Annotated in this window: 18 protein-coding genes; 11 read left to right on the top strand and 7 right to left on the bottom strand. The window is 45.2% G+C overall.

The genetic code is table 11. The annotated features are described in order from the left end of the window. Positions 1 to 43: 43 nt before the first annotated feature. The 6 genes from MKZ09_RS04870 to MKZ09_RS04895 form a co-directional block, all read right to left on the bottom strand. Positions 44 to 823, bottom strand: coding sequence for a spermidine synthase (locus MKZ09_RS04870; protein ID WP_081386788.1), 780 nt, complete (start codon positions 821 to 823; stop codon positions 44 to 46). Further along, entirely contained in the window at positions 795 to 2,294 is a 1,500-nt protein-coding gene (locus tag MKZ09_RS04875) for a response regulator transcription factor (RefSeq protein ID WP_076105425.1), read from the bottom strand. Before MKZ09_RS04875 ends, MKZ09_RS04870 begins: the two co-directional genes overlap by 29 nt. Positions 2,295 to 2,311: 17 nt before the next feature. Then, positions 2,312 to 4,144 carry a cache domain-containing sensor histidine kinase gene (locus tag MKZ09_RS04880; RefSeq protein ID WP_076105424.1) on the bottom strand — a complete coding sequence of 611 codons (1,833 nt, stop codon included), beginning with the start codon at positions 4,142 to 4,144 and terminating at the stop codon, positions 2,312 to 2,314. Positions 4,145 to 4,179: 35 nt separating this feature from the next. Next, a complete protein-coding gene (locus MKZ09_RS04885; protein ID WP_076105423.1) occupies positions 4,180 to 5,013 on the bottom strand; it encodes a carbohydrate ABC transporter permease in 834 nt (277 codons plus the stop codon). A 2-nt stretch (positions 5,014 to 5,015) separates the two neighbouring features. Further along, the gene (locus MKZ09_RS04890; protein WP_076105422.1) at positions 5,016 to 5,909 is read right to left on the bottom strand and encodes a carbohydrate ABC transporter permease; all 894 of its coding nucleotides are present in this window, start codon (positions 5,907 to 5,909) and stop codon (positions 5,016 to 5,018) included. A 107-nt stretch (positions 5,910 to 6,016) separates the two neighbouring features. Beyond that, positions 6,017 to 7,363 (bottom strand): ABC transporter substrate-binding protein, encoded by a 1,347-nt coding sequence (locus MKZ09_RS04895; protein ID WP_076138783.1) that lies wholly within the window; start codon positions 7,361 to 7,363, stop codon positions 6,017 to 6,019. A gap of 246 nt (positions 7,364 to 7,609) precedes the next feature. On the opposite strand from MKZ09_RS04895, the gene MKZ09_RS04900 reads away from it, so the two are divergent. The 5 genes from MKZ09_RS04900 to thrC all read left to right on the top strand — a co-directional run bounded on the left by MKZ09_RS04900 (position 7,610) and on the right by thrC (position 17,387). Further along, a complete protein-coding gene (locus MKZ09_RS04900) occupies positions 7,610 to 10,162 on the top strand; it encodes a beta-mannosidase (RefSeq protein WP_076208527.1) in 2,553 nt (850 codons plus the stop codon). 25 nt (positions 10,163 to 10,187) lie between these two features. Then, on the top strand, positions 10,188 to 12,341 hold the full coding sequence (locus MKZ09_RS04905; protein WP_076105419.1) for an alpha-galactosidase: 2,154 nt from the start codon (positions 10,188 to 10,190) through the stop codon (positions 12,339 to 12,341). Positions 12,342 to 12,784: 443 nt separating this feature from the next. Then, positions 12,785 to 13,750 carry an alpha/beta fold hydrolase gene (locus MKZ09_RS04910; RefSeq protein ID WP_076208535.1) on the top strand — a complete coding sequence of 322 codons (966 nt, stop codon included), beginning with the start codon at positions 12,785 to 12,787 and terminating at the stop codon, positions 13,748 to 13,750. Positions 13,751 to 15,242: 1,492 nt separating this feature from the next. Beyond that, positions 15,243 to 15,746: a CYTH domain-containing protein gene (locus tag MKZ09_RS04915; RefSeq protein ID WP_076105418.1), complete on the top strand. Its 504-nt coding sequence runs from the start codon at positions 15,243 to 15,245 to the stop codon at positions 15,744 to 15,746. A 249-nt stretch (positions 15,747 to 15,995) separates the two neighbouring features. Further along, on the top strand, positions 15,996 to 17,387 hold the full coding sequence (gene thrC, locus MKZ09_RS04920) for a threonine synthase (RefSeq protein ID WP_076207939.1): 1,392 nt from the start codon (positions 15,996 to 15,998) through the stop codon (positions 17,385 to 17,387). An 87-nt stretch (positions 17,388 to 17,474) separates the two neighbouring features. Here thrC and MKZ09_RS04925 read toward each other — a convergent pair whose 3' ends face one another. Further along, complete coding sequence (locus MKZ09_RS04925) at positions 17,475 to 18,749, bottom strand: PucR family transcriptional regulator (RefSeq protein WP_076207938.1); 1,275 nt, start codon at positions 18,747 to 18,749, stop codon at positions 17,475 to 17,477. A 121-nt stretch (positions 18,750 to 18,870) separates the two neighbouring features. Between MKZ09_RS04925 and MKZ09_RS04930 the strand changes: the two genes are divergently transcribed. From MKZ09_RS04930 to MKZ09_RS04955, 6 genes are all read left to right on the top strand, one after another. Then, entirely contained in the window at positions 18,871 to 20,811 is a 1,941-nt protein-coding gene (locus MKZ09_RS04930; protein ID WP_076105415.1) for an NAD(P)/FAD-dependent oxidoreductase, read from the top strand. A 29-nt stretch (positions 20,812 to 20,840) separates the two neighbouring features. Further along, the gene (locus tag MKZ09_RS04935) at positions 20,841 to 21,653 is read left to right on the top strand and encodes an acetoacetate decarboxylase family protein (RefSeq protein ID WP_081393419.1); all 813 of its coding nucleotides are present in this window, start codon (positions 20,841 to 20,843) and stop codon (positions 21,651 to 21,653) included. 77 nt (positions 21,654 to 21,730) lie between these two features. Further along, positions 21,731 to 22,504, top strand: coding sequence for an SDR family NAD(P)-dependent oxidoreductase (locus MKZ09_RS04940; protein WP_036680744.1), 774 nt, complete (start codon positions 21,731 to 21,733; stop codon positions 22,502 to 22,504). A 251-nt stretch (positions 22,505 to 22,755) separates the two neighbouring features. Next, positions 22,756 to 23,742: a Gfo/Idh/MocA family protein gene (locus MKZ09_RS04945; RefSeq protein ID WP_038568824.1), complete on the top strand. Its 987-nt coding sequence runs from the start codon at positions 22,756 to 22,758 to the stop codon at positions 23,740 to 23,742. 22 nt (positions 23,743 to 23,764) lie between these two features. Further along, entirely contained in the window at positions 23,765 to 24,640 is an 876-nt protein-coding gene (locus MKZ09_RS04950) for a radical SAM/SPASM domain-containing protein (RefSeq protein WP_076105414.1), read from the top strand. Positions 24,641 to 24,769: 129 nt separating this feature from the next. Further along, the gene (locus MKZ09_RS04955; protein WP_076207937.1) at positions 24,770 to 26,839 is read left to right on the top strand and encodes a class I SAM-dependent methyltransferase; all 2,070 of its coding nucleotides are present in this window, start codon (positions 24,770 to 24,772) and stop codon (positions 26,837 to 26,839) included. The last annotated feature ends 30 nt before the right edge of the window (positions 26,840 to 26,869 follow it).

Here is a 26,869-nt window from a genome sequence, read left to right on the forward strand (position 1 = left end):
AGTGAAGTGGAGGATGAGGTCATTTTTTATAGTTAATCCTGAATTAATCCTGAATCAGATATCCTTGTCCCAGCTGTATTTCTTTGAAGCCAGCCAAATGGCGGGCTTGAAAGCGGATAGGGGTGCTGCCGCCAACCATAATGATATTTTGGATATCGGCGGCCCCTTCTGAAGGCAGGGAAAAGGCTTTGATATAGGCGTACTCTTCGGCAAGTGTCGTATAAATCGCGTTGATAAGCGGGTCGTTTTCACCTTTTCCCATTAGATTCATGAGAATATATCCGCTTGTGTTCAGCTTCGAACGGGTAATACTGAAAAATTCACGGGAGATCAAATGCCTTGGTGTACCAGCGGCAGTAAAGGCATCCAAAATGATGTAATCATATATCAGCGGGTCTTCGTCTTCAAGGATCTGACGTCCATCTCCGATCACTACGTTATCTTGACTGTATCCGAAGCAGCGGCGGCTTAATTCGACTACTTCGCTGTCTAGCTCGGCCACTTTAAATCTTTTCTCCGGAAAATGCCCGGCAATTGTTCCAATCCCATGCCCAATAAGAAAAACATCCTCAAAAGAGGGGAGGTTGAACTCCATGAAGTGAATGATGGCCCGCGGATATTCAAAGAGAATTCGTTGCGGGTCATTAAGATCCATCGCACCTTGAGTGGCATGATTCGAGAACTGCATAACGCGGAAGGAGCCTTTTTCACCATATAGTTCTGTTGTGTCGTAGACGGTTATTTCATGATTTTTGCTATTTCTTTGAAGCTCTGAATGCAAGTGATCAATCTCCTTATACAATACTAATTCGTTTATATTCATTGGGTGTAACCCCGACAACACGTTTAAAAAGCTTGTTGAAGTAGGCAGGATCGCCATATCCAACCTCTGCCCCAATCTCGTGAACCTTCAGGTCCGGAGCATTCTTGAGCAGATGTTTGGCTTTGCGCAGCCGAATTTCCGTGATATAGTCCGTTAGTGTAAGTCCAGTCTCTTGCTTGAACAGCTTGCTTAAATAGCTTGGGGTCAAAAAAACCATATTTGCCAAAGTGTTCAGATCCGCATGCTGATTATAGTTAGAGGATATCCAGCGTTTTATGGTTTCTATGGCTGTGCCGGACATCTCCAGACGATGGGTTCTGATTTCGTTCAGAATGCTTGTGAAGTGGGCGGTAAACATCTCCTCAATGTCGCAAAAGCTCATGCTGGACGCGATTCTGTCATCCAACCTGAGGTCGGGAGCACTTTTATTGCGGGCCTCGAATTCTTGCAGTTCCTTTTGTGCAGTTTCTTCAACCCATCGACAGATTCGGAGAATTTGGTCAGGAGCGGCTTGTTGTGCTTTCAGGACTGAGAATAGGTCATGAACCCATTCTAAGACGCCTGTCACATTCAGAATCTGCAGGTTATGGATCAGCGGTTCTCTAATTGTATTAAAGTGATCCAGGAGGTTTATCTCCGGCTGTTGAATATTCTGAATATTCGCGTAATGCACAGGCTCCGGATTATATATGCCCATGTTGCAGGCTTGTTTAGCATCTAGGTATGCCAGTCTAAGCTTGGATACCTCATTATAACAACCGCTGGTACCTACATGTAGGATCTTTCCGTGTGCAGATATCCGCATAATGTCACCGATATCTTTTAAATCGTTGTCTGACAGCGGCTCAGCAGAATATACAATCCAGACGTAGAGTCCTTTTTGAATCTCCAAGCTGTCGAAGCTCAACGCCTTCTCTTGCCGCAGACTGTCTGCGCAGGAGCAGACGGTTTCTCTGGCGCTCCCTTTGAGGACAAAGACCGAGAAATAAGGCTGGGGCAAGGTAAGGCTGGATAAAAGCAGAGGGGAAGAGGGCTCTTCGATATGCAAGAATGTCAATAAAAGCCCGGAACGGTGGCGTTCTTCCTTGTCGCGCGCGAGCTGCCGTTCTTTGTCTAGCCGATAAAGCAGCTCGAACAGCTGCTCTTTATTAATTGGTTTTAATAAATAGTCTACAGCTGAGCTGCGGATGGCTTCTCGGGCATAATTAAATTCAACAAATCCACTCATTAGAATAGAGTAGATCTGCGGGTGGGTCGCTTTTAACTGTTTAATCAGCTCCAAGCCATTGATTTGCGGCATACGAATATCTGTAATCACAACATCAAGTTGAAGTGTGCTTAACTTATCTAATAGATGTTTTCCGTCGGAGTAGGTGCCGATGACCAGAAATTCGGCGCTTTCTTTACTGATCATTCGGGCCAGTCCTTCGCGGATTAAGATCTCATCATCAACAATCGCAATACGCAGCAATCTGAGCAGCCCCTCTCCTAAATAAATTCATCTTCACTGTATTTAGCGTTAATATCCGCAATGCGCAGGGTAACACGAGTGCCGATTCCAAGCTCACTCTCAACAAGCAGACCAAACGAGCTACCGTAATGCAGGCGAATTCTTTCATTTACATTTCGTAGTCCAATCCCGAACCTTTCATTGTCCGTTCCAGTCTGCAGACTATTGTTTAAGGAACGAAGTGTGGCTTCATCCATACCGATCCCGTCATCTTCTACACAGAATACGGCATCTCCATGCTCGCTCCATGCGGTGATGCTCAAGGTGCCCAGTCCTACCTTTTGATCCAAACCGTGAAAGACAGCATTTTCTACGATCGGTTGAAAGACAAGCTTAATAACAGGAAGATGAAGGAATTCGTCCGGCACTTCGATGTTAAGTCTGAACTTGTCTGGGAATCGGATTTCCAGCAGCTGATAATAATTTCTCACATGATCCAGCTCTTGTCTAATTGTAACAGCCTCTTCGTTTCGGACAATGCTGTAACGCATTTGAAGCCCAAGTAAATAGGTTAGCTTCGCCACACGTGGATCATCATTGCTCTCTGCAAGCATGCGAATGGATTCCAGCGTATTATAAATAAAATGGGGATTGATCTGGTTCTGAAGCGCCCGCATATCAGCCTTTTGCTTCCGTTTCTCCGTGATAGACACTTCTTGTAACAGATCCTTGACCCTTATGATCATCCGATTAAAATGACTGCCCAGCATCCCAATCTCATCATTATATTTGGAATGCTGCCAGACATCCAGATTACCATGCTGCACCCGTTTCATTAAGCGGACCAAGGATTTAAGGGGTTTAGTAAGGGCATGAGAAATTATAGTCGCAACAAAAAGTGCAAAAGCAATAATAATCAGTGTGGTCAAGATAAGCGTATTACGATTCTTTTGTACAGGGGACAGGATACGTGTTAAAGGTATCGTAACCATAGTGGTCCACCCGGTCTGTTTTGAGACGGTGTACACTACAAGATAAGACTGGCCATTCAAGTCTATTTGAAAATGATCCTGCTGCTGATTTACTTGCTGCAGCAACAGCTTTGTATTCAGAGTTTGTGTTTCGGCAGCCAGATTCGGAACCGCGGAATCTTCACTGGCATAGATCAGATCTCCATTGTTATCTACAATGAACGTGTTTCCTTGCGTAACTGCATTTACGGGATCGATAATGCCCTTAAACAGATTGATGTCTACATCGAAAACGAGAATTCCTATATTCTGCAAAGTGCTTACAGAGTTAATTGTACGCAGAACACTAAAGACCTCTTTATGGACATTCGAGTTGGTGCGGATCGTATGTCTGCCCTGAATGACAGGCGCTGCTCCGGCATCTTCACTCATGGTTCTCCATTTGGCTAATCGTTCCTCTGGATACAGTTCATTTATTCCAGCGTCTTTATCATAAAAGACAGAGCCGTACTGATCCACCAAATACACGGCAATGATCTCTTCCTTAGTATGATTCAAATAGCTAAGGAACATCGCCATGCCCGTATTTTTTTCCCAGTCGGTATTTTGCTGTGTCAGGTAGACTTGCACATCGGTGTTATACAGCGGCAGGGCCGTATACCTTTTGAGGTCGGCAATATATCGGTCAATGGTATCTGAAGCATTCGATGTCATTTGACCCGCACCGTCAGTCGCATTCACAAGAACCGAGTTGAACATGGAGCGGGACGATAGATAACTTACATAAGTGATCGGCATAGAGATCAGAAAGACAAAGATAACGATCAGCTTGCGCTCCATCGGTAGATTGGCAAGGAACAACCACATTTTGCGTAAAGTTAACCGGATGTATGATAGCATTTGCGTTGTTCCTTTCCTGTAATAAGCTACCTACCTTATTTGACCGCTCCACTGGTTACGCCTTCAAAGATGTAACGCTGCAGGAAGAAATATAGAATTACTGTTGGCAGCAGGATAAGCAGAATAGCCGCACAGATTAAATTCCATTCCCCCGAATTGACCCCTTGAAAACGCATTAGGATCGTCGTAACTACACCAAGGCTTTGTTTCGGCATGTAGAGATAAGGGATGTACATGTCATTGTAAATACTAATGGTTTTCAAAATAATCAAAGTAGCCGTAGCTGGTGTAAGTAAAGGGAAAATAATCGACCGATAGATTCTGAAAAGAGAGGCACCTTCTACCATCGCACTTTCATCGAGATCCACGGGAATATTACGGATAAATTGCAGATATAAAATAATTTGAATTACATCCGCTCCAATATAAAGCACGATCGGGGCGCCGAGTGTATTGTAAAGCCCCATACTTTTGATGATACCAAAAGTCGCCACTTGTGTCGTGATACTAGGAATAATGGTGGCTACTAGATATGCACCGAAGACAACGGGTTTCAATTTGAAAGAGAAGCGTCCCAATACAAATGCTACCATAGTGCCGAACAGAATGTTCAGAATTAAAGTAATAGCTATAATGATTAACACATTACCAAATCCGTTAAGTAGACCCCCACGCTGGAAGACGGCAGTGAAATTATCGAAATTCAAAAAGCTTTTTGGCAGTGCCATGGAGCTGCTGCTGTTAAATTCGTCAGTGGATTTAAAGGCATTGACGATGACCACATACGGAGGAAATAGTACAACAAATACGCCGATAAGCAGCGAGAAGTATTTAATAACATCTGTGAAGCGAAATTTGGTGTATGTCATATCTATTTGTCCCCTCCCCGGCTAAGAACTAGTTGCTGTACTAACAGTACGATGACGACAAAGAAGAGCAAGATAATACTCATGGCAGAAGCGAGGCCATAATTATTGTAAGCAAATGCTGTATCTACAACTTTTTGTACGTATGTTTCGCTGGCGCCTGCAGGGCCGCCCTTGGTCAACACGAAGGGGAGATCGAATACTTCCAGTGCCCCTGTGACGGTAAGAAATAAGTTAAGCTGGATGACTGGCTTCATATTCGGTAAAGTAATTCTCCAAAGTGTTTGAAAAGGTCCGGCACCATCGATCTTTGAGGCCTCATAAATATCGTTTGGAATGGCCTGCAAGGAGGCGATGTAGATTACCATGTTATAACCCATGAAACGCCAAAATCCTGTAGATGCCAGTGAATAGTTAACCAGTCCTTCTGTTCCAAGCCAACTGGTCTGTCCTAGTCCGGTAAGACCAATGCTATTCAGAAACATATTCAGAGAGCCGTTGGTGGTGTCAAAGACATAACCAAACATAAAGGCGACGGCGACACCGTTCATAATGTAAGGGAGGAAGAGTAAGATTCGAAATGCATTTTTTCCTTTCAGCTTACTATTGAGCACAATCGCAAAATAAATAGCGACGATATTCTGGAGAATTCCCATCGCGAAATAAGCAAAGTTATGGGTAAATACCTTGAAAATATCGGGGTTGGAGAAGACTTCGCGGTAATTATCGAGACCGACCCAAGGCTTCTCAGGGCTATAGCCATCCCAGTTCGTAAAGCTGTAATAAATCAGCTTGAGTGCCGGATAATACGTGAATGTTGCGAGCAGCAACAAAGGAATCGTGAGGAAGGATACAATGATAATCGTCTTCTGTTTGTTATAGGAAAGTGTTCCGAACATCGCTAGCCCTTCTTTCATAAAAACGTGGTATGGAAAGGCAAAATGGATTATCCGTAAAAGCAATAATCCATTTTGCTCCGTAGTGTACTTCGAATCAAAAGCTCAAATTAATAACCGAGGTCCTTCTTGGCTTTAGCCCAAGCTTTATTCCACTTGTCTAATACGGTTTGTGGATCTTTGGCAAGTACAAATTCCTGTACAACAGCAGGGAGATCCAGCTGTGCCTTGTTGCCGATCTCTGTAACCTTTGCATCGTCAACAGTTCCTTCTACCAGTTCTACTCCGGTAGCTTGGAATTCTTTCAGCTGAGTCAGATTGGATTCCTTGCCTTTTAATGGAGAGATAAAGCCGGCGAAATCCTCATAACCTGAATCCTCAATCATCCATTTTACGAAGGCTTTAGCTGCCTCTAAATTTTTGCTGTTTTTAGCAACGGCATAGAAGAAGTCAGGGCTAAGGGTAGCAGATGGTTTACCTGAATTGTCATAAGGGAATGGGAAGAAGCCAACATTGTCTGAAGAAGCGCCTGCTCCGATGACTTGGTTAATAACCCAGTTGCCAAGATAGTACATGGCGAATTTGCCGGAAGCGATGTCCTTTTTCGATTGCTCCCAGTTGGTGGAGTTGATGTCTTTTTCCAGATAGCCTTTTTCATTCAGTTCTCTAAGTAGGCTGAAGGCTTTGCCATAACCGTTGTCCATAGTGAACGGTGTTTCAGAGTTCAGCTTAGCATTTGGAAAATCAGGATTGCCTTCAATTAAGCGTGGTGTGTCATAAGCCCAAGTACCAAGTGGCCATTTGTCTTTGAAGTTAGAGGACATTGGAATAACACCTTTTGCTTTCAGCTTCTCGCAGGCAGCCAGGAATTCATCCCAAGTCTTAGGTGTTTCGGTGATGCCGGCATCGGTGAATGCTGTTTTGTTATAAACAATACCGGAAGTAGAGTTCCCTGTAGTAATTCCGTAAAGCTTACCATCAAAGGATTTGAAGTCTTTAAAGGTGATCTGATCGTTCAAGCCGAGATCATCCAGTGAAGCAAAATATTTCGGCAGGTCGGAGTTAGGGATGGAAGGAATAAACATAACGTCTGGAAGCTCGCCGCTGGCCATTCTGACTTTAGCCTGTTGGTTATAGTCGGTTTGGGAAGCTTCGAATTCGACTTTAATGTTCGGGTATTTTTCATTAAAGCGCTTTAAATATTCGTCATATTCTTTGCCGATCATGTCTGTTCTGTTAGTTAGGAAGGTGATTTTGCCGCTGATATCAGCTCCTGCTGCAGGTTCGGCAGTTGCATTCGTGTCACCGCCGGTATTCTCTGCGTTAGTTGCTGCGGGCTTTTCAGTTGCGGCAGCGCCGTTATTCGTGTTGTTGTCATTATTAGAACCACAGCCAGCAAGCGTTGAAGATAAGACCATAATCATAACAAAGGATAACGAAAATAACTTATTTCTCATAGCTTAATCCCCTTTTCGTTTTTATTGTTAGCGTTTACATGAACATTATAGCTTTATCGAAGCCGTTAATAAATGTATTGTATTATTATTTATTGTCTTTATTTGTTTTGTTTCTGCGTTTATAATTAGCGTGTACCTAACAATCAGATAACAAAATACAAAGAATATCAAAAGGGTTCAATGAATTAATTGAAGTCTTATGCTATTTTTGAGAAGTCTATGCTTACAAAACTTTTAGGAGGTATTATGAAACATTTGCATATGAATCTTGCGAAGTGGGAATTTAGAGGCTGTGGTGATGAGGAGTGGCTTCCGGCGACTGTACCAGGTACAGTCCATACGGATTTACTAAAGAACGGAAAAATTTCAGACCCCTTTTATGGCACAAATGAACATGATCTACAGTGGATCGATAAGAAGGACTGGGAATATCAAACCTCGTTGCAGTTGGGGGAAGAGTGGCAGAAGTTTGCTTGCACGGAGCTAGTTTTTGAGGGACTGGATACTTATGCAGATGTGTACGTGAATAATGTACATGTGCTTGCTGCTGATAATATGTTTCTGGCATGGAAAGTGGATGTCAAAGATCAGTTGAAGACTGGAGAAAATAATATTCGGGTGAAGTTCCGCTCTGTGGTTAAGGAAGATTTACCGAAATTAGCGAGGCTGGGTTACGCGCTGCCTGCCTCAAATGATCAATCCGAGCTTGGGGGATTAGATGAACAACGAATTAGTATTTTTGCGCGCAAAGCACCTTATCATTACGGCTGGGATTGGGGCCCGCGTTTCTTGACCAGTGGAATATGGCGTGCGGCAGCTCTGGTGGGACGTGACACTGTTCAAATTATAGACCTCTATATCCGTCAAAATTTGATTGCTAAGGAAGAAGCTCGCCTGACCGCAATTGTAGAAGTGGATGCTCCTGCTGCTTGGCGGGGAATGCTGCGAATAAGTGCCGATGGTTTGGAGTGGATGCAAGCGGTTACTTTAGAAGAAGGCAAGCAGCAATTAGAGATGAATATGGTTATATCCGAGCCACAGCTCTGGTGGTGCAGAGGGCTGGGAGAGCCACATTTATATACATTCCAGGCAGAATTGGTACAAGGTGCGGAAGTAGAGGTTAGCAAAAGTGTGCGGACTGGGCTCCGCAGTATTGAATTGATTCGGGAGCGTGATGCCAAAGGAGCTTCGTTTTCTTTTGCGCTGAATGGAGTTTCCGTCTTCGCCAAAGGTGCCAATCATATTCCAAATGACAGCTTCACCACAGAAGTAACCGAGGAGCGGTATCGGCATGAAATTGCCACGGCAGTAGAATCGAATATGAATATGCTGCGCGTTTGGGGCGGCGGTATATATGAAGAAGATATTTTTTATCAGCTCTGTGATGAATACGGATTGCTGGTCTGGCAGGACTTTATGTTCGCTTGCAGTATGTATCCCGGGGACGAGGCGTTCCTAGAAAATGTGAAAAAAGAAGCTGAATATAACGTCAAAAGATTGCGCAATCATCCCTGCATCGCCTTATGGTGTGGCAACAACGAGATTGATTCGGCCTGGTCACAGTTCGAGGAAAATATGGGCTGGGGCTGGAAAGAAAAACTCGGCGCTGAGCAAAGAGCGACAATGTGGGCCGATTATATTAAAATCTTCCACCAAATTCTGCCGGAGGCTGTAGCCACATTCCATCCGGGAGTGGACTACTGGCCGTCTTCACCGTTGCGGGAGCTGACTGGCGATGTTAATCAGCATGCGACGCGGATTGTGGGCGAAGGGGATGTGCATTACTGGGGCGTCTGGCACGGAATCGAGCCTTTTGAGAACTATAATACAAAGGTTGGCCGCTTCATGAGTGAATATGGCTTCCAGTCGTTCCCGGAACTAAAAACGGTAATGAGCTATGCGGAAGAGCAGGATTTGGAGCTTACCTCAGAGGTGATGCTGGCGCATCAGAAGAATGGTCGCGGTAATCTGCTGATCAAAGAATATATGGATATGTATCTGCCGCAGCCAAAGGACTTCAAAGCCTTTTTATATATGAGTCAAATCCTGCAGGCCGAAGCGATCCGAATCGCGATTGAAAGCCACAGAAGAAATAAACCTTATTGTATGGGCACTTTATACTGGCAGATGAACGATTGCTGGCCGGTGGCTTCTTGGGCGGGCATGGATTATAACGGGCGCTGGAAAGCCCTGCAATATACCGTGCGTTCAAGCTTCCAAGATGTTCTGTTGTCTATCGACGGTACAGGCCGTGAGAAGGTAGACATTCATGTCGTATCTGATTTAAGAACAGCAGTGAGCGCTGAGTTGGTGCTTACTTTGTATCAGTTTAACGGTTCGGTGCTGCGAGAGTGGGCACATCCCGTTGAGCTGGGAGCTGATTCTGCAGCTATCGTATTCTCGTCTCCTGTGGCAGACCTGCTAGAAGGTCAAGGGGTGGGTGATGTCTTGCTTGGAATTTGCTTGCAGGCGGATGGCCAGGTGATAGATCACAAGCTGCATTATTTTACTCCGGAAAAAGAAATTCCATTGCAGCGCTCAGTAATTACCGTGCTGGAAACTCCAGAGAGCGGTGGATTAAGCTTCACCGTGACCAGTGATGTATTGGCTAGAGGTGTATATCTGACTTCGGAAGATGAAGGAATATTCTCTGACAATTATTTTGACCTTCTCCCAGGTCAGACCAAGACGATAGAGTTCTCACAACGCGGGAACGATGGAAGAGACTGGATTCCTGCCGCACCTAAGGGGCTAAAGGTTCAATCGATGGTTGATTTTGTGAGCGAAGATTTGCTGTAAATCCTAAGGAGAGAAGGACTGGCACATGGGGATTTTAGTTCAGGAAGATAAGGGATTATTCCATTTACAGAGCGCAGGGATGAGTTATATTCTTCAGCTTGTTAATGATTATCCGGCACATGTGTATTGGGGCAAGAAGCTGCGGAGTGACAGCAATTTGGAAGGGTTGTTGAATCTGGGAGGAAATACGGGTCTCGACCGGCTCCCGCAGGAATATCCCCAATACGGCACAGGAGATTTCAGAACACCTGCTTATCAAGTTCGGCTCGAAGACGGCACTCGTATTACAGAGCTGAAATACAGCGGGTACCGGGTATTTGAGGGTAAACCCTCACTGCCGGGTCTGCCATCTGTATATGTTGAGTCTGCGCAAGAAGCACAGACGTTGGAGCTTACACTTAAGGATGATTACGCCAAGCTGAGTGTTATTTTGCGCTATACGGTTTTTGAACATACCAACGTAATCACCCGCTCTGTGGAGTTTACCAACGCAGGGGAAACGCAGCTGCAATTGCAGCGTGCACTGAGTGCTAGTGTCGATTTCCCGTCTGGCGATATGGATATGATCTATTTGGCAGGAGCTTGGTCAAGGGAAGGTAATCTGACCCGTAGACGTCTGGTGCAAGGTGGTACGACCATTGGGAGCCGCAGAGGGATGAGCAGCCACCAGTTAAATCCATTTGCTGCGCTGGTGAAACCTGAAACGGATGAAAATCATGGAGAGGCCTACGGCTTCAGTCTTGTATATAGTGGAGGCTTTGAAGCTGAGGCAGAGGTCGATTCCTTCGGGATGACCCGGTTTACGATGGGGCTGAATTCTTTTGATTTCTCCTGGCTGCTGGAGCCGGGTGAACAATTCCAGACCCCAGAGGTAGTGATGGTTTATTCCTCCGAGGGGATCGGAGAAATGTCGAGGACCTATCATCGCCTGTACCGGACCCGTTTATGCAGAGGGTTATATAGAGATAAGGAACGGCCCATTCTGGTCAACAATTGGGAAGCCACCTATTTCAACTTCGATGCGGATAAATTGGAGTCGATTGCAGCGGAAGGAGCGAAACTCGGGATAGAGCTATTCGTACTGGACGACGGCTGGTTTGGCAAAAGAGATGCAGATAACTCCTCTCTCGGAGACTGGGTAGAGGATCTGCGCAAGCTTCCAGGCGGATTATCTGATGTCGCACAGCGCGTGAATAATCTAGGCTTGCAGTTTGGCCTCTGGTTCGAGCCGGAGATGATCTCGCCAGACAGCGAGCTCTATCGTAAGCATCCCGACTGGTGTCTGCATGTGCCGGGACGCCGCCGCAGCGAAGCTCGCTGGCAATTGGTGCTGGACTATACACGGGAGGATGTTCGGCAGTACATTTATGAGTCACTGTCCCGGATTTTCTCGACCGTGCCCATTAGTTATGTGAAATGGGATATGAACCGCTGTTTAACGGAGATTGGCTCTGCAGAGTTACCTTCTGAACGCCAAGGGGAAACCGCACATCGTTATGTGCTTGGGCTGTATGAGCTATTGGAGCAAATAACTTCAGAGTTTCCGCATATCCTGTTCGAGAGCTGCTGTAGCGGTGGCGGCCGCTTCGACCCAGGCATGCTGCATTACATGCCGCAGACCTGGACCAGTGACGATACCGATGCTGTGGAACGACTGAAGATTCAGTATGGAACAAGTCTGGTGTATCCGGTTAGTTCGATAGGCGCGCATGTGTCTGCCGTGCCGAATCATCAGGTAGGACGGATCACTCCGCTGTCTTTTCGTGGAGATGTAGCTATGTCCGGTAATTTCGGTTATGAGCTGGATCTTACGAAGTTTACAGACGAAGAGAAGGAACTTGTGAAGGAACAGGTTGCGAACTATAAACAAATCCGCAGTCTTGTGCAGCAAGGGAATCTGTACCGGCTGCAAAGCCCGTTTGAGGGCAATGAGACAGCATGGATGTTCGTGTCCGATGATCAGCGAGAGGCATTAGTTTATTACTTCCGGGTAATGGCTGTGCCGCATCCGCCCCGCCGCAGCCTGAAGCTGAATGGTTTAAATCCGGAGCTGGATTACATTCTGGAGGCAAGTGGTGAGGTTTACGGTGGTGATCGGCTAATGCAAGCTGGACTGGCTCTGCCGGATATCCAGCAGGATTTTGTTAGCGGATGTTATAAATTGAAGGTGCAGGAATAGAGTTTATTGATAAACAGGAAGCAAACCACGGGCACGAGCAAGCTATGAGCAAGCCATGAGCAAGCTATGAGCAAGCCATGAGCAAGCAATGGGCAAGCCATGAGCAAACCATGAGCAAGCCATGAGCAAACCACGAGCATACTATGAGCCTAGCTCGTGGTTTGCTTTTTTTTGTTGGCAAAGATGAATTTGAATCAGTTGAAGCTGCGGTTGGCAAAGCAGCCTTGATCGTATCCACCTTCACACATATATTCCTCCTGTTATGGCATCCTGTGAAGCTACCTTTTGTATGATGCTATAGCTTTTTTGCATGTTCATATTCCGTTCATATTGAGGTCATAGGGAGTACATCTTCATTGGTTAATCTTAGCTTAGCAGTTAGTTATGGTAGTCCAATACACAGCTGATGACAGGAGAAGATACGAGTGGAAATAAAAGAAGTAATGAAAATGAAGGCGGGCACGAGAACAAGTAAAATACTAAACATACTACTTAAAGTAGTAGGAGCAATAATCATCGCCATCGTGCTTTTTCTCGCTATTGTCTATACAGTTAATTTGATCAGCAATAAATCGGAACAAGGTAAAATAGAACCCTATGGTCAGTTAGTACCCGTAGATGGGAAAAATATGAATGTTTATATTCAAGGAAAAGGTGAAGAAACAGTCGTGCTACTACCGGGTTATGGCACAGCAGCGCCAGCTCTTGATTTTAAAGCATTAATAGATGAACTGTCGCCGTTTTACAAAGTTGTCATGATTGAGCCTTTTGGGTATGGATTAAGTGATCTGACCAAAAAGGAGCGCAGCAAAGAGAATATTGTAAGTGAAATTCATGAAGCTTTACAGGCTCTTAATATTGACCGTTATATTCTAATGGGTCACTCTATTTCAGGTATATACGGATTAGATTATGTTAACAAGTATGAAAATGAAGTTAGTGCATTTGTTGGGCTTGATAGTAGTGTTCCATCGATAAGTGAGAGGAAGATCGAAGCTTCTGAATTAAGATCTATAAATCTGCTCAAAAAATCAGGTCTAATCAGATTGCAATTGAAACTTAGTGCTGACCCAATTGCGGAACTACCATTTGATGAAAAAACAAAAGAACAAATGAGATTGATCAATCGCAAAAATATATTTAATCCCACCCAATTAAATGAAGCTGGAATGATGTATTCTAATTTTAAATCAGCTGAAAGTTTAACATTTCCTAAAAATCTTCCTCTTATTTTCTTTATACAAGCGAATCAACCAGCAACGGATAGATGGATACCAGAGCATGAAAAGCAAATCAAGGACTCTGTGCATGGAAAAATTGTGAAGTTTGAAGAGGGACATTATTTATATCGCACTAAAGCAAAAGAAATCGTAGAAGACTTTCAGGCATTTATGAAAGAAATAAAATAAGTTTTGCTGTCGAGCCGACCGGATTTCAGGATTTCCTCTGATTTTCGTTCGGTTTTTTATTAGTCCGTAAGATATGAGGAGGCACCACCAGTTAACGAAGCTCCAATCATTATGGTTTGGTCTGGGTTAAGAACGAGAAGGCGCCGATTACATTTGATGGAGAATTTCCTTGGCTGCTGCTAGATACCTAGGTACCCTGCTTCGGATCGGACTCAGGAGTCCTTATTTGCTAAAAAAGAGGCTATTGAGTCTACTTTCGGACCCCAGCGACGTTATTGGCTAATTATCGCGATCGTATGGGGTGTTTTGGAGTAAATAGCTGCACCTGAGTCCGATAGCATCTCAAATGTGCGTTTTTTTCGCGAATAGAGGCTATACGGTCCGTAAGTAAATAGGGAGTGGGGGAGTATGAGAAAGTTGAGTAAGTATGAGAAAGAATGAGCAAGTATGAGGGAGTATGAGGGAGTGTGAGGAGGTACCAACAGTTAACGATGCTCCAATCATTATGGTTTGGTCTGGGTTAAGAACGAGAAGGCGCCGATTACATTTGATGGAGAGTTCCCTTGGCTGCTACTAGGTACCTAGGTACCCTGCTTCCGATCGGACTCAGGAGTCCTTATTTGCTAAAAAAGAGGCTATTGAGTCTACTTTCGGACCCCAGCGACGCTATTGGCTAATTATCGCGATCGTATGGGGTGTTTTGGAGTAAATAGCTGCACCTGAGTCCGATACCATCTCAAATATGCGTTTTTATCGCAAATAGCGTCTGTGCGGTCCGTAAGTAAATAGGGAGTAGGGGTGGTATGAGGAAGTATGAGCAAGTATGAGGAGGCACCACCAGTTAACGATGCTCCATCATTATGGTTTGATCTGGGTTAAGAACGAGAAGGCGCCGATTACATTTGATGGAGAATTCCCTTGGCTGCTACTAGGTACCTAGGTACCCTGCTTCCGATCGGACTCAGGAGTCCTTATTTGCTAAAAAAGAGGCTATTGAGTCTACTTTCGGACCCCAGCGACGCTATTGGCTAATTATCGCGATCGTATGGGGTGTTTTGGAGTAAATAGCTGCACCTGAGTCCGATAGCATCTCAAATATGTGCTTTTTTCGCAAATAGTGGCTATACGGTCCGTAGGTATATAGGTGAGTACGACCAGTATCGCGTGACCAACTAATCGAATGGGTGAGCACGACCAGTGGAGCGTGACCAACTATTCGAATGAGTGAGTACGACCAGTATCGCGTGACCAACTAATCAAATGGCGCTTCCCAATGATCGCCGGCTGACTCGCTAATTATCCGTAGTTTCCAGTAATCTATGGTGAGCCTCATCTTTCCACAACCTCCATAAATCCCACAATAAGCGCCACGGTAGCCTTTTTAAGCTAGAGCATGTCCTATTTCCCTATAATCCACATTGACTTGGGTTTGTCACACCCCTATGATGATTATTAATATAAAAATATATGACACAAAGAGGAGCGAAACATCATGGCTTTGGAGATCGAACGCAAGTTTCTGCTGCCGGAATTTCCGGAGCAGCTGATTCAAAAGGGAGAATTGAAGATTGTTACCCGTCATAGTATCGATCAGACATATCTGGCGATAGATGGAGGGCAAGAGCTTCGTGTGCGTAAAATTACGGATCTGGACTCAGGTGAGGTAACCTACACGCATACGTTTAAGGATGGCAAAGGGATCAAACGCGAAGAGATCGAATATTTTATCTCAGAGGGTTTATATAATCAGATGATTGAAGCTGTAAATGCGGTAGCTTTGGTCAAAGAGCGAATTACAGCGGTGTGGAATGGCACAACGGTTGAGATCGACGTATATTCCCAGCTGAAATTGTCCGTATTGGAGGTTGAATTTGAATCTCTGGAGGAAGCGGAAAGCTTTAAAGAGCCGGAATGGTTCGGCAAGGATGTTAGTACAGAACGGCAATACAGCAACAAAACAGTCTGGAGAGAGCTGCAAAATAAGACAAAGAATTAACGGACTTTAGCGCGTAAACGTGGTAGTATATAGGAAAAACAAGCAGAAATAGCTTTATCATCCCTAACTAGCTTAAGGATAACGTTTAGGGTGAAACTTATAGTTAATTATAAGAACTTATAAGTGGTGCAACTATAATAGCCTTATATTTCTGCGAGAAACAGTTGTCTTCTACATAGAACGACAACGTGGTTTTCTTCTTATCATATATTCTTGTCATATATTAACGAGGGGTTCAGGAGGATGAGCATGAAGTTTATAAGCACAAGAGGTAATGTGGAACCTAAAGGTTTTATTGATACGGTGTTGATGGGACTTGCGGACGACGGTGGGCTGATGGTTCCATCCGAGATTCCAGTGGTTTCAGCAGCAACGTTGGAAGAGTGGAGAAGTCTTAGCTATCAGGAGTTGTTCCTGAAGATTGTTGCCTATTACACCAATGATGAGATTCCTTACGAGGATTTGCAGGAAATGGTCAACACCAGTTATGCCAATTTCCGCACACCTGAAGTAACACCTATACACCAAGTGGATGAATCTTTATATGTCCTTGAATTGTTCCATGGGCCTACTTTTGCTTTCAAGGATGTAGCGCTGCAGTTTATGGGTGAGCTGTATTCATATATTTCCAAAAAACAAAACAAAATCATCCACATTCTCGGTGCAACCTCTGGGGACACTGGAGCGGCGGCCATTCAAGGTGTACGCGGCAAAGAAGGCATCAAGATCTGTATTCTCCATCCACATGGCAGGGTAAGTAAAGTGCAGGAGCTGCAGATGACTACGGTGGACGACAGCAATGTCCTGAATTTGTCTGTTCATGGTAACTTTGATGATTGCCAGAAGGTGATTAAGGATCTGTTCGCAGATCTGGACTTTAAAGGTCGGTATCATCTGCGTGCAATCAATTCCATTAACTTTGTGCGGATTCTGGCGCAGACTGTTTATTATTTCTATGCATTCCTGCATGTCGATGGCAGCAACGAGAAGAAGATTAATATCAGCGTGCCTTCCGGCAACTTCGGTAATATTTTCTCGGGCTATTTGGCTAAGCAAATGGGACTTCCTATTAACAAGCTAATCATTGCTACAAATGAAAATAATATTTTGGAGCGTTTTGTGAATACTGGCGAATACAAACCAGGTAATTTCACAAGCACTTACAGCCCTTCGATGGATATCCAAGTGGCCAGTAATTTCGAACGGTATCTGTATTATCTGGTAGGCGAGGATTCTGAGAAGTTATCCGCGTATATGTCCAAGCTGCAAACCGAAGGCAAGATTACGGTTGAAGGCGAGGCGCTTCAGCAGGTGCAGAAGGATTTTGCAGCGCTGGGTGTGAAGAATGATCAATGCTTGAATACGATCGCTAAGTATCAAAAAGAATACGGCTACCTGCTTGATCCGCATACAGCATGTGGAATCGCGGCTTACGAAGCGTTTAATGGCCCGGATGAGATTGGCATTACCTTTGCGACTGCACATCCAGCTAAGTTCGATGAGGCAATTACTTTGATCGATATTAAGCAGGAATTCCCGGCACAGATTAAAGCATTGTTCGAGATGCCACAACATCAAACCGTAGTGGATCATGACAAGGATGAAATCGTACGTCAGCTGCAAGCTTTTTACGGATTGTAATATCATATACAGTTCTACTTCACAGCACAGCCCCCGTTCTTGGGATAAGAACGGGGGCTGTTTGTGCGTTTATAGTAGCTTCTAACATTAACGTTGCGGCGTACGGGTCTGCTCCCTAGCTTTTTCACAAAAAGCAGCGACCTTGTAAGAGACATAGTACGCCAACATTTTTTCAGAATCGGTAAAGTCGGTGTCCAGCAGTCTGCTAATAAGATCGAGCTTATATCTGAGTGTATTCCGGTGAATGTACAGCTCGTCTGAGGTAATCTGCATGTTCCGGTTATTTTTGAGATAAACGTAAAAGGTATGATACAGATTGGACTGGTGCACAGTATCGTATTCTTGAAGCTTGAGCAGCTCTGGATGGTAGTAGTTATTATCCTCGTTAAACACAACATCAGCAGAGAGCATCTCATAGAGCTGGATATCTGAATAGTAAGTCAGCTGCTGCTGCGGGCTGAGAATGGAACCGATCCGAATAGCGTTTCGGGAGTGAAGATAGTGTCTCCTACATTGCGTAAGATTAGTGAACATATTGCTGATGCCAAGCGAGATGCCGGTTTGGGCTAGAAATTCCTGCAGCTGCTTATTTACAAGCTCTTTGGAGAGATTTCCATCATGGATCATTACAATCTGCCCGTCATAATAAGTGGAGGGACTGCCCGGAAAAAGCTGTTGCAAACGTTCTCTTAAATAATCATCATAACGGCCTGAACCCTCATACCAGGTAAGATCGAACAGCAGCACAAGCAGCTGATTCCCGAACTTTAGTCCTGCACTCCGCATTCTATCTTGAATAATCCGGTTGTCCTGAAGCTGTTCCTCTAGCAGAGCGCAGATAAAATCTTCAACTTTTATATTTTTGGCGTTGCGATAGTAGCTGTTTTTGCCCATCTCTTCGGCAAGTATGGTAGCGGTGATGGACAGCAGCTCGTTATCTCTGGCGCGAAAAGGATTTTTGCATCCAAGAAGCAATACATTGCCGATTTGTTTGCCGGCTACTTTTATTTTGGAGATCAGTTTGGAGTTTGACGTTTCCTCGCAGGTTACCTCATAAGATTCATCGCTTTGTTTCCCACGCTGGACACTGTTCATTTTGCTCACGGCCGCAATGAAGTCGTAAGAGCAATAACCTTTGCGGATATTATCACTCCATATGTAATCGTCGATATCGGAAAGGTCAGAGTGAGCTACAATTTTGAAGCTGCAATCAAATACAATGACGGGATTCTGCAGTAGCTCGGCAGCTGTCTGTACGATAGCTGAAAGGCCTGCACCTGAAATGTATGCAGTAAACAAAGATGCGGTATAATGCTCCATTTCGATTTTACCTGATACTTGCTCATTTAAGGAAACATCCATTCATATCGCCCCCTGTTTCAATAATAGTGCAATATGCACTATAAAGAAGTGATTTTTGGTGCTTGTAAATATATTCACAAAGTATTGGACGCCTTAAACTAAAGGTGGAGGTGCTAAGCAGATGAAATATGAAAAACTGTTTGCAGCAGGTAAAATTGGACGCCTTGAACTTAAGAATAGAATTGTATTGCCGGCTATGGGAACGTCACTGGCCGCGGCCAGTGGTGAAGCGTCGGATGAAATGATTGCTTTTTATGAGGAGCGTGCCGCGGGTGGCTGTGGTCTAATCATTACGGAAATTACGCGTGTGGATAATGAGACCGGAGTAGGTACACCGAACCAGCTGAATGCAAGTGACTTGCTGTTTGTGCCGCGTCTGGAGAAACTGGCAAGAGCTGTGCATCGTCATGACAGCAAAATATTCCTTCAGCTCCAGCATCCGGGCCGGCAAAATCACGGACGGCTTATTGGAGGCAAACAAATTGTTGCTCCTAGCGCAGTGATGTCTTCAGCGATTGGGGAAATGCCCCGGGAGCTGTCTACTGAAGAGGTAGAAGAGTTAGTTCGTAAATTTGTGTTCGGAGCTTATATAGCTAAAACAGCAGGTATTGATGGCGTGGAGATCCATGGTGCCCACGGCTATCTCGTAGGACAGTTTCTGAGCCCGCTTACCAATCTGAGAACTGATAAATATGGCGGTTCACTGGAAGGTAGAATGTCATTCCTGAACGAAATTGTGCTTGGCATCAAAAAGACCTGTGGCGCAGGATTCCCAGTATCGGTGCGAATCGACGGCGATGAATTTGTCTCAGGCGGGATTACACTGGATGAGGCTATCCAGACTGCGAAACATCTGGAAAGCATCGGAGTGGATTGCATAAATGTAAGCTCCGGCACTTATGAATCATCCAATACGATCATTGAGCCGATATCCTACCCGCAAGGCTGGAAAAAACATCTCTCCGCAGCCATTAAGCAAGCGGTGCAAATTCCAGTGATTGCTTGTGATGTGATCCGTAAGCCTGAATTTGCTGAGAGTCTGCTACAGGAAGGAAACACGGATTTTGTAGCCCTTGGAAGAGCCCAACTGGCCGATCCGGAGTGGGGGAACAAAGCCGCAGCAGGTAAAGAAGCAGAGATCAGAACCTGTATCTCTTGCCTCTACTGTATTCAGGAAGTGATGGAGTGCAAGGTAATCAAGTGTGCTGTCAATGCCAGAGTGGGCCGGGAGCTTGAATTTGCAGAACCAGCAAAAGATGGCAATGGCAAAGTAGTAGCTGTGATCGGCGGAGGTCCAGCAGGTATGGAAGCAGCACGGATTCTGGCACTCAGAGATTTTAAGCCTGTATTGTTCGAAGCCAGAGATGTGCTAGGCGGCAGCGTAGAGCTGGGAAGCCGGCCACCATTGAAGGAGAAGCTGAACTGGTTTATTGATAATATGCAGCATCAGTTAGAGGACCTGGATGTTGATGTGCGTCTCTCTAAGAAACCTACGCTGGAACAACTGAAGCAACTGAACCCTTATGCGGTATTTGTTGCTGCTGGGGCACAGCCTATAGTGCCTGCTATTCCGGGAGTGAAGAAGGCAGCGGTCTGCACCGTTGTTGATGTACTTAGTGGGTCAGTTGTGATTAAGAACAAGCAGGCTGTGGTCATCGGCTCCGGCATGACAGGGCTGGAAACGGCTGAATATTTAGCTGATATGGGAAATCAGGTCACGGTGGTGGAAATGCAGCCGCGGGTTGGCCCAGACGCCTATCTGCCAAATCTGATCGACATTGTGACTAGGCTGAAAAAGAACGGCGTGGAGCTCTTAGCATCAACCAAGCTGGTAGAAGTGCAGGACGGCGCGGTTGTGCTTGAGAATACGTCCACTGGGGAAACTTCGCTGAAAAAGACGGATGCTGTTGTATTATCCATTGGTGTTACACCCGATCGCTCATTCGTTGATGAGCTGAAGCAGGTACTGCCCAATGTGAAGGTAATCGGCGATGCAGGCAAGCCAGGACGAATCGGACAGGCCATTCAATCTGGATTCGAGACGGCATTTGTGCTGAACTAAAGGGTTACTAATCTAAGGAGGGTTCATTCATGGTGAGTTTTGTGAAAAGTTTCGCAGATTTGCAGAAATACGGAGGCAAGCCAACCACTTTTTATGATGCTGAGATGCTGACGGTGTATTGGGAGACCAAACCAGAGATTATCGAGCGTTTGTTGCCGAAGCCACTGAAGCCAACAAGCCGGCCGCTGGTAAATGCTTTTATCGCCAATTACCCAGCTACGAACTTTTGTCCACCTTATCGTGAAGCTGGATTGTTCGTTCTAGCAGACTATAACGGACAATTAGGCAACTACTGTCTGTCGATGCCTATTACAAGCGATATCGGGATGGCTATGGGCCGGGAAGTATGTGGGCTGCCTAAGAAAATGGCCGATGTGCGTATGAACACCTCAGAAGATGGCATTGATGGGGCAATCGGCCGGCATGGCATTGACTTTTTCAACGTAAAAGCCACTATGGATGGACACTTCAATGACAATGGAGCCGAGAAGATTCTGGAGGAATATTACGGCAAAGATATCCCTTTGTATAACATTAAATATGCCAATGCAATTGACGGAAACGGCTTCGATCTGATGCCAACCTTGGTCACACAGCGTTTAGTAAGTGAGGTTAAAGTCTATAAAGCGGCTGAAGCCTCTATCACCTTCCAAGACTCTCCGCATGATCCTTGGAGTGAGCTTGAAGTTGTGAATATGCTGGGCGCGGTTTACACCGTCAGTACAAATGTGCTTGAAAAAGGTAAAATTCTGGAGCCTCTGAATCCAATGGAGTATCTTCCATACTGCTATCTCCGCTGGGACTGGTGGGAGAACAATTTGCAACCTGTTTCCTCAGTATAAGCCTACACGTTTGAAGTGAGTTTGTACGAAATGAAACCGAAGAAGGAACGGCTAACCAAACATTAGGAGGAATTAGAATGACTAACCTTTTTGATTTGACGGGTAAGACAGCTATTATCGCAGGAGCATCCAGTGGGATCGGGGTACAATTCGCAGAGATGCTTGCTGAGCAAGGAGCAGACATTGCTATTTTGGCTAGAAGATATGACAAGCTTGTAGCAGTAGCCGAGGATATCCGTGCTAAATACCCTGAACGCAGAATAATTCCTATTGAGTGTGATGTAAGAAAAGAGGACCAGATTATTGTGGCTGTTCAAAAGGTTATGGAAGCCTTTGGCAAAATTGATATTCTGCTGAACAATGCTGGTGTGGTGGATGCGGTTCCGATTGAGGCACTGGAAGAAGAAGCTTGGGATCGGGTACTGGATACTGATTTAAAGGGCGTTTTCCTGATGTCGAAACATGTGATCCGGCATATGAAGGAACGGAATTACGGTAAAATCGTCAATACAGCCTCAATGCTAGGCCTTACAGCTTCTGCTTCGGTTCCTACACATTCTTACAATGCTGCTAAAGGTGGAGTGATCCATCTGACAAGAGGGGTGGCGGCAACTTATGCTAAGCATGGGATTACTGTTAATGCGATTGGACCAAGCTTGTTCAAAACTGAAATGACTGAGAATACGTTATTTGCAGAAAAAGCGCTAAAAATGTACAACGCAGTGTGTCCGATGGGTCGCCCTGGTAATCCGGGGGAATTAAACGGCGCTGTGCTCTACTTTGCTTCAGATGCTTCCAGCTACACTACAGGTCAGACTTTGTTTGTAGATGGCGGCTGGACGATTATATAGAGCTCATCTGGGTCCGTAAGCTCAGGGAATCATTTTAATTCCAAAAAAAGGGTATCTCAAAAGCCATGAAAGGGTGGCTGGGATACGCCTTTTTTTGCGTTGTACGATGAGAGGTGCTCCGCCAGTAACAAGAGAATTGCTGAATTTATCAGAAATTGTCGTTAATTTGCCTTAAAAAGTAGACATGACTACCTATGAGTGAGAAAATAGCATGTAGAGTTAGTAATAACTAAAAAGGACGGGATAACATCATGACAATTCGTTTCGGGGTCATTGGAACAAACTTTATTACAGACCGCTTCGTGCAAGCCGGCTTGGAGAATGAGGAGTTTATCCTGACAGCCGTGTACTCTCGCACAATGGAGAAAGGTCAGGCCTTTGCTGCTAAATATGCGGGAGCTACAATTTATACGAATCTGGAAGATATGGTGAAAAGCAAAGATGTAGATGCTATATATATTGCCAGTCCAAATTCTATGCATGCAGAACAAGCGATTATGTGCTTAAATCACGGCAAGCATGTGCTCTGCGAGAAACCGGCTGCATCCAACAGTACGGAGCTTAAAGCTATGATTGAAGCTGCGCGTACAAATGATGTGCTGCTGGTAGAGGCGATGAAATCGACTTTTATGCCGAACTTTGGAGTGATTCGGGATAATTTGTATAAACTCGGCCAAGTTCGCCGTTATTTTGCAAGTTACTGTAAGTACTCCTCCAGATATGATGCTTATCGGCAGGGGACTGTGCTAAATGCGTTTAATCCCGCTTTTTCCAATGGCTCATTAATGGATCTTGGTGTGTACTGTTTGTATCCAATGGTAGTGCTCTTTGGCAAGCCTCAATCAGTACAGGCAGTGGGTGTCATGCTCTCCTCAGGTGTGGATGGTGAAGGAAGTCTCATTATGAAATATGACGATATGGATGCGGTAGTTATGCACTCCAAGATTTCCGACTCCTATCTGCCAGCTGAGATTCATGGAGAGAACGGTACGATGGTGATCGACAAGATCAATGAGCCTTATCAGGTGAAAATTTACTATCGTGATGGTACAGTTGAGGAGCTTACGTTGCCTCAGGTGTTTGAACCTATGTATTATGAGGTTGAGGAATTCATCAACTTGATTAAGAATGGTGAACGGGAGAGCAGAATTAATACTCATGAGAACTCCATGGCCGCAGCAGAGATTATGGAGGAAGCCAGAGCACAGATCGGTCTCCGCTATGCCTCAGATTTATAATAAATAGAATGGGGAGCAGGACTTGAAGACTTTTAAAAAGGTTTATATTGAGATAACAAGCGTCTGCAACCTCGCCTGCAGCTTTTGTCCACAAACCGCCCGGACGAAAAATTTCATGAAGCTTGATACGTTTAATACGATATTGGATGAAATTAAACCACACAGCAATCATATTTATCTTCACGTCAAAGGGGAGCCGTTGCTGCATCCCAAGATAGGTGAACTGCTGGATGCTGCTCATGCCAAAGGGTTCAAAGTTAATATTACAACTAATGGCACGTTAATTCATAAAGCCGGACCTAAAATTCTTGGTAAGCCCGCACTGCGTCAGATGAACTTTTCTCTGCACAGCTTTGATGGGCATGAAGGGTCAGAGAACCGTGAAGGCTATCTTTCAGAGATAATTTCTTTTGTACGGGAAGCCTCGGCGCAAGGGGTCATTATTTCTTTCCGCTTGTGGAATTTGACGGAGGATAATCTGACGAATCTGGAGAGAAACCGTAACCGTGAAACCCTCGCCCTGCTGGAGGAAGCCTTCAACTTGGATTTCAAGATCGAAGAAAAGGTTATGCCTGGCAGTGGTGTCAAGATTGCCCCACGCGTCTACCTTAATCAGGACCATGAGTTCCGTTGGCCAGCGCTAAATGAGCCGGAAGATGACGGAAAAGGGTTCTGTCATGCCCTGCGGAGCCAAGCGGCGATCCTTGTGGATGGCACTGTTGTGCCATGCTGTCTGGATGGTGAAGGAGTAATTAACCTAGGCAACATCCATGAAACTCCGTTCTCAGAGATTGTGGAAGGGGAGCGGGCGAACAACTTATTCTATGGCTTTTCACGTAGAGAAGCGGTGGAGGAGCTGTGCCGCAAATGTGGGTATCGGCAGCGGTTCGGAACCTAATGATTGGAATGCAAACAGAACCGGGACATGGCTATTTCATGAGTCCTGGTTCTGTTTTTTAATTAACGGGATTGTATATATATAATAATAGGTCTTTATAGTCTCCACTTTGGAGCGAAGGAGGAGCATATGCTGAAATCACTGAAAGCCATCGCCTTATACCGTGAAGGTGTGCAAGATCATTTGGAGGATCACCTCTGGCTGAAGCTTATTGTCCAAGCGGAGGAGCAGATTGTAAATTTGGAACGTGTGGAATCTCTGGAGGAGCTGGATCGCAGGAATCCCGTACTGGATTATGTGGAACGTAGCTTGCAGATTCTGGACCAACTCCCCCGTTCTATTTGGATAAAAGAGCTGGTGGAGGAAACGTTAATTTGGTCAGAAACGGCTAAGGGAGGTACAGCAAAGGAGCGGCTGGTTTGGCAGGAGGAAGGGATCAATTGTTTTGTACATAATTTAGGTTCCGCACAGTTATATGAGAGATATTTAGGGAGGGCTGTCTCCGAGAAAGGTGCGATGATTCAGCGGCTAATTGAGACTCATGGACTCATAGGACAGCAAATTCGCGGAGAAGTGCCGCCGGAAGTCAATAAGCCACTCCATGATATAGTGGAAGATCAGCTGCTAACCGCGGAGGAACTGGAACGCCTGCTGACCGTGCTCAATCAATGCATCATCGGAGCTGTGTCTCCCGAGTTATGGCAGAATGTGCAGCATGAAGTGAAGCAGCTTATTGAGCTGATTTCTTCAGGCAATCTTGCTAGTCCTATGCCGATGAAGGAACGACTGCGCAGAATGCGGCTGGGTCCGATCTCTAGAGGAGAGGATTTCACTACGGAATGGGCTAAGCTGACGCAGGAAGGTTTCCATGCCGAACGGTTGGAGTCATTAAGTAAGATTACCTTCTGGTATGTGGAATCTGCACTACAGACCTTTTCGCTGGAGCAATTTTTGAAGGTGATGGTGCTTGCTGCCCAGAGGGCGCAGAATGAATTCTTAAGCCATATCAGCTTCGAACACGTCATGAACAGCATTTACTACGATTACAAGGGTGTTAAGAAGACCAATGTTTATAAGAAGCGGATTATCGAAAAATATTTAGCGGAGCTTACATGGAAGGATATCGAGCAAGGGACTTTGCCTGCTGAGAACCTTCACCTACTCTTGCAGCAATATTCTAAGGAACATCTGCCAGGCACGGTGTTTTTTCAATTCCAATTCTCGGCAGCGGCTGAGAAGCTGATTGAATTCTGTATGGAAGCTGAAAAATCACCCTTGTATGAACGTGCTGTATTGCTGTTATTCGACCTATTCGAGTTGCGCAGGGATGCTTTCGACCGTTTTCATAATGAAGAAACCTACCTAAGCCAAATGAATAATACAGCAGATTATAAAGCCGTAATTCTGGATCATGTCACTGGACAAAAAGTGCTGGATATCGGTCCGGGCGGCGGTGTGCTGCTGGATTTACTGGAAGAGCGTATGCCCGAGGTTACCCCTATCGGCATTGATATATCAAGCAATGTAGTGGAAGCCTTGCGGCAACGCAAGCAGCGGGAAGGTCGCCACTGGGAGGTGCTGCAGGGAGATGCGTTGAACCTTAAAGATTTCGTGGAGGCCGGAACGGTGGACACGGTAATTTTCTCTTCGATTTTGCATGAGCTATATTCTTATGTGCCGCTAAATGGTAATAAATTCAATCACGACACCGTCTCCGCAGCTCTGCGAAGTGCCTTTGCGGTATTGTCAGCTGGCGGGGTTATCATTATCCGCGATGGGATCATGACCGAACCTGCATCATTGCTACGGAGAGTTCGCTTTTTGGAAGAGGACGGTCTGATGTGGCTGGAGCGTTATGCGAAGGATTTTGCTGGACGTCAGATTCAGTTTCAGAGATTAGGGGAACAAGAAGTGCTCATGCCCGTTAATGATGCCATGGAATTTTTATATACGTATACTTGGGGGGAAGAGGCTTATATTCACGAAGTCCAAGAACAATTTGGTTATTTCACCCCTACGGAGTTTGCCTCATTTATTGAACAGAATTTAGGAGAGCAGGCGAAGATTGAGGTCTTCCGGCATTACCTGCAAGAAGGTTATACCGAAGCTCTGCGTGATAGAGTAAGGTTCATGGATGAGAGCGGACAGGAAGTGGCGCTGCCGGACAGCACCTGCTTTATTGTGATTCGGAAGGAATAGCCGAAAAATAACATCAGCTGCATCTAAAAA

It is taken from the genome of Paenibacillus sp. FSL R5-0908 (assembly GCF_038006245.1).
GTDB lineage: Bacteria > Bacillota > Bacilli > Paenibacillales > Paenibacillaceae > Paenibacillus_AQ > Paenibacillus_AQ odorifer.

Excerpts from the sequence above, each read along its gene's own strand:
- MKZ09_RS04870 (WP_081386788.1), bottom strand. The coding sequence starts at position 823 with ATGAATATAAACGAATTAGTATTGTATAAGGAGATTGATCACTTGCAT.
- MKZ09_RS04880 (WP_076105424.1), bottom strand. The coding sequence starts at position 4,144 with ATGCTATCATACATCCGGTTAACTTTACGCAAAATGTGGTTGTTCCTT.
- MKZ09_RS04885 (WP_076105423.1), bottom strand. The coding sequence starts at position 5,013 with ATGACATACACCAAATTTCGCTTCACAGATGTTATTAAATACTTCTCG.
- MKZ09_RS04890 (WP_076105422.1), bottom strand. The coding sequence starts at position 5,909 with ATGTTCGGAACACTTTCCTATAACAAACAGAAGACGATTATCATTGTA.
- MKZ09_RS04895 (WP_076138783.1), bottom strand. The coding sequence starts at position 7,363 with ATGAGAAATAAGTTATTTTCGTTATCCTTTGTTATGATTATGGTCTTA.
- MKZ09_RS04900 (WP_076208527.1), top strand. The coding sequence starts at position 7,610 with ATGAAACATTTGCATATGAATCTTGCGAAGTGGGAATTTAGAGGCTGT.
- MKZ09_RS04905 (WP_076105419.1), top strand. The coding sequence starts at position 10,188 with ATGGGGATTTTAGTTCAGGAAGATAAGGGATTATTCCATTTACAGAGC.
- MKZ09_RS04910 (WP_076208535.1), top strand. The coding sequence starts at position 12,785 with ATGAAAATGAAGGCGGGCACGAGAACAAGTAAAATACTAAACATACTA.
- MKZ09_RS04915 (WP_076105418.1), top strand. The coding sequence starts at position 15,243 with ATGGCTTTGGAGATCGAACGCAAGTTTCTGCTGCCGGAATTTCCGGAG.
- thrC (WP_076207939.1), top strand. The coding sequence starts at position 15,996 with ATGAAGTTTATAAGCACAAGAGGTAATGTGGAACCTAAAGGTTTTATT.
- MKZ09_RS04925 (WP_076207938.1), bottom strand. The coding sequence starts at position 18,749 with ATGGATGTTTCCTTAAATGAGCAAGTATCAGGTAAAATCGAAATGGAG.
- MKZ09_RS04930 (WP_076105415.1), top strand. The coding sequence starts at position 18,871 with ATGAAATATGAAAAACTGTTTGCAGCAGGTAAAATTGGACGCCTTGAA.
- MKZ09_RS04935 (WP_081393419.1), top strand. The coding sequence starts at position 20,841 with ATGGTGAGTTTTGTGAAAAGTTTCGCAGATTTGCAGAAATACGGAGGC.
- MKZ09_RS04940 (WP_036680744.1), top strand. The coding sequence starts at position 21,731 with ATGACTAACCTTTTTGATTTGACGGGTAAGACAGCTATTATCGCAGGA.
- MKZ09_RS04945 (WP_038568824.1), top strand. The coding sequence starts at position 22,756 with ATGACAATTCGTTTCGGGGTCATTGGAACAAACTTTATTACAGACCGC.
- MKZ09_RS04955 (WP_076207937.1), top strand. The coding sequence starts at position 24,770 with ATGCTGAAATCACTGAAAGCCATCGCCTTATACCGTGAAGGTGTGCAA.